This is a genomic window from Acinetobacter sp. YH12076 (genome assembly GCF_013419525.1).
Lineage (GTDB): Bacteria > Pseudomonadota > Gammaproteobacteria > Pseudomonadales > Moraxellaceae > Acinetobacter > Acinetobacter amyesii.
Genome location: NZ_VOZY01000020.1, coordinates 22,051 through 28,453, shown reverse-complemented (window position 1 = coordinate 28,453; position 6,403 = coordinate 22,051). Strand labels below are relative to the sequence as shown.

Annotated in this window: 6 protein-coding genes; 3 read left to right on the top strand and 3 right to left on the bottom strand. The window is 37.5% G+C overall.

The genetic code is table 11. The features are described 5' to 3' along the window. Nucleotides 1–140 precede the first annotated feature (140 nt). Complete coding sequence (locus FTU22_RS15105) at nucleotides 141–722, top strand: LA2681 family HEPN domain-containing protein (protein ID WP_180095293.1); 582 nt, start codon at nucleotides 141–143, stop codon at nucleotides 720–722. A 46-nt stretch (nucleotides 723–768) separates the two neighbouring features. On the opposite strand, the gene FTU22_RS15100 is transcribed toward FTU22_RS15105, so the two are convergent. After that, nucleotides 769–1,797, bottom strand: coding sequence for an ELM1/GtrOC1 family putative glycosyltransferase (locus FTU22_RS15100; protein ID WP_180095290.1), 1,029 nt, complete (start codon nucleotides 1,795–1,797; stop codon nucleotides 769–771). Nucleotides 1,798–1,938: 141 nt separating this feature from the next. Beyond that, the gene (locus FTU22_RS15095) at nucleotides 1,939–2,727 is read right to left on the bottom strand and encodes an rRNA large subunit pseudouridine synthase E (RefSeq protein ID WP_078194376.1); all 789 of its coding nucleotides are present in this window, start codon (nucleotides 2,725–2,727) and stop codon (nucleotides 1,939–1,941) included. A gap of 188 nt (nucleotides 2,728–2,915) precedes the next feature. Between FTU22_RS15095 and icd the strand changes: the two genes are divergently transcribed. Beyond that, nucleotides 2,916–4,169 carry an NADP-dependent isocitrate dehydrogenase gene (icd, locus tag FTU22_RS15090; protein WP_180095287.1) on the top strand — a complete coding sequence of 418 codons (1,254 nt, stop codon included), beginning with the start codon at nucleotides 2,916–2,918 and terminating at the stop codon, nucleotides 4,167–4,169. Between the two features lie 418 nt (nucleotides 4,170–4,587). Beyond that, nucleotides 4,588–4,737 carry a hypothetical protein gene (locus FTU22_RS15085; protein ID WP_171319314.1) on the top strand — a complete coding sequence of 50 codons (150 nt, stop codon included), beginning with the start codon at nucleotides 4,588–4,590 and terminating at the stop codon, nucleotides 4,735–4,737. A 302-nt stretch (nucleotides 4,738–5,039) separates the two neighbouring features. Here the strand turns inward: FTU22_RS15085 and FTU22_RS15080 are convergent, their stop codons facing one another. Next, nucleotides 5,040–6,215, bottom strand: coding sequence for a YbfB/YjiJ family MFS transporter (locus tag FTU22_RS15080; protein ID WP_180085731.1), 1,176 nt, complete (start codon nucleotides 6,213–6,215; stop codon nucleotides 5,040–5,042). Between the last annotated feature and the right edge of the window lie 188 nt (nucleotides 6,216–6,403).

Here is a 6,403-nt window from a genome sequence, read left to right as displayed (position 1 = left end):
AGATCCATGCACGTGTAGCAGTCCTTAACAGATTTACGGAATTAGGTCGCCCACTTACCCAAGTTACGCCTTAAATTTGGATCAATTAGGGGCGCTTTGCATTTCAAATCTTTGTGCAACAAAGCCATTTAGATTTAGAAATGAATGATCGTCAAATTACTTTTTCAAAAGTTTTTGGATGGAATGAAAATAGAAAATTTAAGCCACGTGATAAACTGAAGGATTCAAAGAACTACTTTTTACATGCTTTGTTCTATATTTTAAAAGAAATTGAATCTGATCAGCTGAATGGTCATGATAAAGTGAGCGAATTAAATTCTAGAGAAAAAATTGAAAAGCCTAGATTATCAAAAATTCGTAACTGTCTAGAGCATAGGTCTTTTAGAGTTATTGATGATTTTGGATATGAATTAAATACCAAATTTGATATGACGTCAGAATTTGCATATCAGAACTTAAAAGATCAGCAGAATATTTTAATAGAACAAGGTGAAGTAGAGTCTTTTGAATATCTGGAAATCTTAGAAAAAATAAAAGAAAAAGAAATGAAAGCAAATTATATTTTAGAAATACCTTTATCAGAATTTGAAAGCTCATTAATGGATCTTGTTCGATTAGTTAGAAATTCTTTGATGTATTTATCTTTTGCAGTGCAGTTTGAGGAAAAAATGAAACCTCAACCTGAGGGGCTAATTTTACAGAGAGAAATACCATTAAAATAAAGCCCACATCTGTGAGCTTTTAATTTCTACCGTATAAAATCTTTAATTAATAGATAACAGCTTTTTTTGCATGACATTTATAAAAACTCAGTTCTTGAGATTTTGCCCTCAAATCTTCTGCAAGTTGTTGAGTCACGATTTGTTCAATATGTTGAGCATTTAATTTTGGCTTGATATATGCAGCTTCAGTAATCTGCCCAATAGTTTTACGTTGTATTAATTCGAGATCTAAATAATTTTGAATAATTTTATCTTTTTCAGAATCTTCACGACAAACTGAAATCACAATGCGACCGGTTTGGATTGATTCGGATAACATCGTTGCACTATCTTCAGTCACAAAAATATATTCACTTCGCTTTAACACATCGCAAATAGAAGTTTTAGAACAAGTATTCACAAGCTCAATATTTTTATCTTTTAACATTTGAATCACATGTTCTGATAACGCAGGTGTTCTACGAGAACATACGACTGACGCCTGAATTTGATGGTGATCTGCGAATTGAACAAATTGCTGAATCATCTCTTCAAAGTCTTGATGGGTAAAAGGGTACTCTTTTGTCGGTCCACCAATTAACAGGCATGCTTCATGATTCGACGGAATATGCGCTAAGCGAGTAATTTTAGAAGGTACAGCACCTGTAGGAATAATGATTTGTCTACCAGAATGATCTTCTGGAATCGTCGTAATAGTCCAATCAATAAGTCGCCAATTAAATTTACGTGTACCGCCTGCATAAATAAGTGGGATATTGAAACGTTGAGATAAATAAGCGGCATAAATTAAATTAGGCATACCTGAACAGACGATAACGTCGGTATGCTCTAAATTTCTTGGTAAGAATTTAAAGTATAAACGCCCGAGCGTGCGAAACAAATTTGGGAAATGAGACAATTTCTTAAAAATACTCACTGTACGTTTAGGTAAAGTGGGGATTGCAAACTGCTCAGATTGTAGATAAAAGCGCTTCTCAATCATTTCACTCACAGCGAGAGCAGGATTTAAATGTCCAATTCGGTTGTCATGAATAATTAATACTTTGCTTCTATTGTGTGTAGATGTGCTGCTCATTTTTGAAGTTCAAATAATCAACGTTTATATTGTTATAACTTATTATAGTGTCGAAATATGAAAATAATCTTAAATAATTGTTAGGTTTATAAAAAAATGTAAAGGCCTACGTAGATTGTAGGCCATTTTTGAAGCTTTTTATCAACGTCCGTTACGACCGCGGCCACGAGGGGCTTTAGTATTCGGACGAGTTGTGCCATTGGTACGGCGTTTTGGTTTTTCGCTCTCATCCATTTGCCAGATACGTTTTGTACCTGACTTTTTCACTGAGCCATCTTTATTCTTACGAACCATTGGCTTACCACCTGTACCGCCTGGTTTTTTCACATAAGAGCGCGAACGGTAAGGTTCTTCTGCAGGTACATTTTGAAAGTCAGGGTACAGTAAAGGCTCAATTTCTTTGGTTTCACCTGGTTCTAAACCCAATTGAACTAAATCGATGGCACCAATACGTGTACGAATTAAACGTAAAGTCGGGAAACCTACTGCTGAAGTCATACGACGAACTTGACGGTTACGGCCTTCGCAAATTTGGATTTCAACCCAAGAGGTTGGAATGTTTGCACGGAAACGTACAGGAGGATCACGATCCCATAACCATTCTGGCTGTTGCACTTTAATGGCTTTGGCTGGCAAAGTCATACCATCTTTTAGCTCAACGCCTTTACGTAATTGTTCAAGCGCTTCTTCTGTGATGTCGCCATCGACTTGCACTAAGTAGGTTTTGAACTTTTTATTTTCAGGATTGGTGATGTACTGATTTAAACCACCATGATCGGTTAAAAATACCAAACCTTCGGAGTCCATATCTAAACGACCTGCAATACGTAGACTAGGATCGTCCACGAAGTCAGATATGGTCATATGCGCTTCGTCTTTACGGAATTGGGAGAGCACGTCATATGGCTTGTTTAAGATGACGATTTTCATAGGAAATAACTTCTATTAAATACAATAATTCAAATTGGTTAAGATTTATTCAATAGGGAAATGCAGTTATTTCCCATCTAAATCTCAAAAAAGGTAGATTTGCTTTAGAGTATTATGCGTGAAGCGCAATTAAAAGTCTTATCAAACAGCAATTATTTTTCACTCGCTTCTCAGGGAGGATCATAAAAATGGGTTATCAGAAGATCGTCGTTCCAGTGGATGGGACAAAAATTACAGTAAATTCAGACTTATCATTCAATGTTCCCAATAATCCAATTATTCCATTTATTGAAGGCGATGGTATTGGTGTTGATATCACTCCAGTGATGAAAACCGTGGTGAATGCCGCAGTACAAAAAGCTTATGGTGGAAAACGTGCCATAGAATGGATGGAAGTCTATTGTGGTGAAAAAGCCAATAAAATTTATGGCACCTATATGCCCGAAGAAACCTTTGAGGCTTTACGCGAATTTGTGGTTTCAATTAAAGGGCCGTTAACGACGCCTGTCGGTGGCGGTATTCGTTCGCTGAATGTTGCATTACGTCAAGAATTAGACCTCTACGTCTGTGTGCGTCCTGTACGTTGGTTTAAGGGCGTTCCTTCACCCGTTCAGCATCCTGAACGTACAGACATGGTGATCTTCAGAGAGAATTCAGAAGATATCTACGCAGGGATTGAATGGAAAGCAGATTCGCCTGAAGCCAAGAAAATGATCAAATTTCTTAAAGAGGAAATGGGTGTTACTAAGATTCGTTTTGAGGAAAATTGCGGTATCGGTATTAAGCCTGTATCTAAAGAAGGTTCTCAGCGTTTGGTTCGGAAAGCTATTCAATTCGCCATTGATAATGATAAGCCGAATGTCACCTTGGTGCATAAAGGTAATATCATGAAATATACCGAAGGAGCGTTTAAAGAGTGGGGCTATGAAGTCGCACTTGAGCGCTTTGGTGGTGAATTGCTAGATGGTGGTCCTTGGGTCAAAATAAAAAATCCGAAAACTGGCAAAGAGATCGTGATTAAAGATGTGATCGCGGACGCTTTTTTACAGCAGATTCTCATGCGTCCGACCGATTATTCAGTCATTGCTACCCTAAATTTAAACGGTGACTATATTTCAGATGCTCTGGCGGCTGAAGTTGGCGGCATTGGTATTGCACCGGGTGCCAATATTGGTGGCGCTGTACAAGTATATGAAGCGACACATGGCACTGCACCTAAATATGCGGGTCAAGACAAAGTAAACCCTGGGTCTATTATTCTGTCTGCAGAAATGATGCTGCGAAATATGGGCTGGACTGAAGCGGCAGATCTAATTATTAAAGGTATTGCGGGGACGATTGAAGCCAAAACAGTGACCTATGATTTTGAACGACTCATGCAAGGTGCAAAACTCTTGCGTTGTTCGGAGTTTGGACAAGCCATCATTGAGCATATGGACTAACTTTATTTGCTAATCTAGGTGTTAAAAAGCTAGATGCATAAAAGGCTAGGTAAAAAGGACTGAATGATTCAGTTCTTTTTTAGGACTAAACATTAAAAACACAGAATCATAGCTTCTCAATACCATTCAAAAAACAGCACTCAAAAGGTGACTTCACGCAATCAATCAGATGGTCTGGCATGCTTGTCATGTTACTAAAAGTTTAAAACCGCACTATTCGAGTGAACTTAAGTAATGCAGAAAATAGAGGGGGATTGATTTCAAATTAATTATTCTCCAGAAATTTTACAATGACGTAATTCGAAACATTTATCGGGTTGGTTCCATGAAAATTAGCGGTACATTGGTTGTTGTCCTTTAGTAGATGTACATCTAGTAACAGTACATTGTGACACTTATGATGATAAGGAGAAATGAAATGTCTCGTAAACAGCATCAACAAAACCAACAAACTGATCAACAGCAGCAAAATGATCAGCAACAGCAACAGCAACAGCAACAGCAACAAGACCAAAAGAAACAGAAACAACAGCCACATCAACGAAATCAGCGTCAACAACATCATTAATAGGCTAAAGACTTTGTGAGTCAAAGTTCATTTGGCCAAACGATTTACTCATTGAACGAAATTAAAGTTTTATACGTAGACGAGAAGGAGATGAATTTGTCTAAGAAAACCAAATTACTTAAAAAGGAAATTAAAGCGAGGTTGAACAAAATTTCAAAGCATAATTCTGCTTTGAAAAAGTTAAAGAAAAAGCTGAAAAAAGCTTAGTCCATTCACTATTTATCAAAAAGAAAAGACCTATTTAAATAGGTCTTTTCTTTATATACATGATTGGTGATGTAGTTGAATGTCTTGTGATCTACCTAGACGAGATGCTTACTTAATTTTGCAGTGCGAGTAAACCAAAAGAGTTGTAGTGTTCCAATGCAGAGCACGCATGCGGCCAAAATAAATTGCTGTGAATAATCAATACCAATTCGCTGTAAAAAACTAAAGCTTATACCGCCAATCAATTGAATAGATGCAAAGCACAGGGTTGCAATACTCCAGAGCTTTTTATAGGCGCTACCATAAATTTGCAGAATGGTATAAGAGGTGAGAAAAACCACTGCCGGATTGAGCAAGCCTGTAGCAAAAGAAGATAAAAAAGTAAAAAGTGGATGGATATTAATGATCGCTATAAAAATCGCGAAGACATAGCAGCTATATAAAATTTTAAGAGCGCTGATATTTCCCAGTTTTTGTGCTAGGCAGTAAGCAGCAAATGCCCCTAAAGCACTCCCCAGACCATATAAAATCCAATTGAAATTGATCCCGATCGGGCTTAGGTGTAGGGTGTGAGTTAAATAGTCAATCCAAAATAATGAATGGGGCACGTAAGCAAAAGCACTGGTGCTATACACAATTAAGAGACAATAGAAAATTCCATCGACTTTATGTTCTACTGCTGGAACCGCGGTGAGTGTTGTGAGCTGTAATTTAAAACTCTTCAAAAGCACGCTGAGTAACATACAAATCAGGCTTGAAAAAGCAAACAAAATCAACCAAGCCCACATTGTCGAAATTTGTTGGATGTAAGGCAAAAATAGCGTTGCCATTAACACCCCTAAGCCAATACCACTGAAACCAATAAAGTTGATTTTAAAGCGGTCTTGAAGCTGTGAACATTGGGCCACGACACTTGGGGAGAGGATCATTAGTAAGCCGCCGCTGATCCCTGAAATAACGCGCCAAGTGCTATACCAAAGTTCTGAAAAACCTGAAAATGCACAACTGAGTAAACTGAGTGTCCCTGCAATAGCTGCGAGTTGGATATAATTCACCATGCTTTTATTTTGGGGTAATTTCATGGCCCAAAATGCACCGATCAAGTAGCCGAGCAAATTGGCACTGCCTAAGATGCTGGCAAAACTTGGGCTCCAACCAAATGCTTCACGGGTTGAAGGGAGGAGTGCGGTATAGGAAAAACGTAATATCCCGATGCCTAGGCACATGCTTAGACAGAGAAATAGGCTCAGTTTAATTTTGTTAGAGAACATCCTGTACTCATGTATTTTTATGATTGGTTAAAAAATAACATGAATAGGCTATAGAAAAATCAACAGATCTTAAAGTTTTGACTAAGGTCTAAGCTAAAAATTAATTCTTAAAAACTTAACTATTCAAAAAGATAGCTGTGGTGTGCGTACAGTAAGAAATCAAATTTAAAGATACAGTAATAAAAAAC

Coding starts and splice junctions, on each gene's coding strand:
- FTU22_RS15105 (WP_180095293.1), top strand. CDS start 141: ATGAATGATCGTCAAATTACTTTTTCAAAAGTTTTTGGATGGAATGAA.
- FTU22_RS15100 (WP_180095290.1), bottom strand. CDS start 1,797: ATGAGCAGCACATCTACACACAATAGAAGCAAAGTATTAATTATTCAT.
- FTU22_RS15095 (WP_078194376.1), bottom strand. CDS start 2,727: ATGAAAATCGTCATCTTAAACAAGCCATATGACGTGCTCTCCCAATTC.
- icd (WP_180095287.1), top strand. CDS start 2,916: ATGGGTTATCAGAAGATCGTCGTTCCAGTGGATGGGACAAAAATTACA.
- FTU22_RS15085 (WP_171319314.1), top strand. CDS start 4,588: ATGTCTCGTAAACAGCATCAACAAAACCAACAAACTGATCAACAGCAG.
- FTU22_RS15080 (WP_180085731.1), bottom strand. CDS start 6,215: ATGTTCTCTAACAAAATTAAACTGAGCCTATTTCTCTGTCTAAGCATG.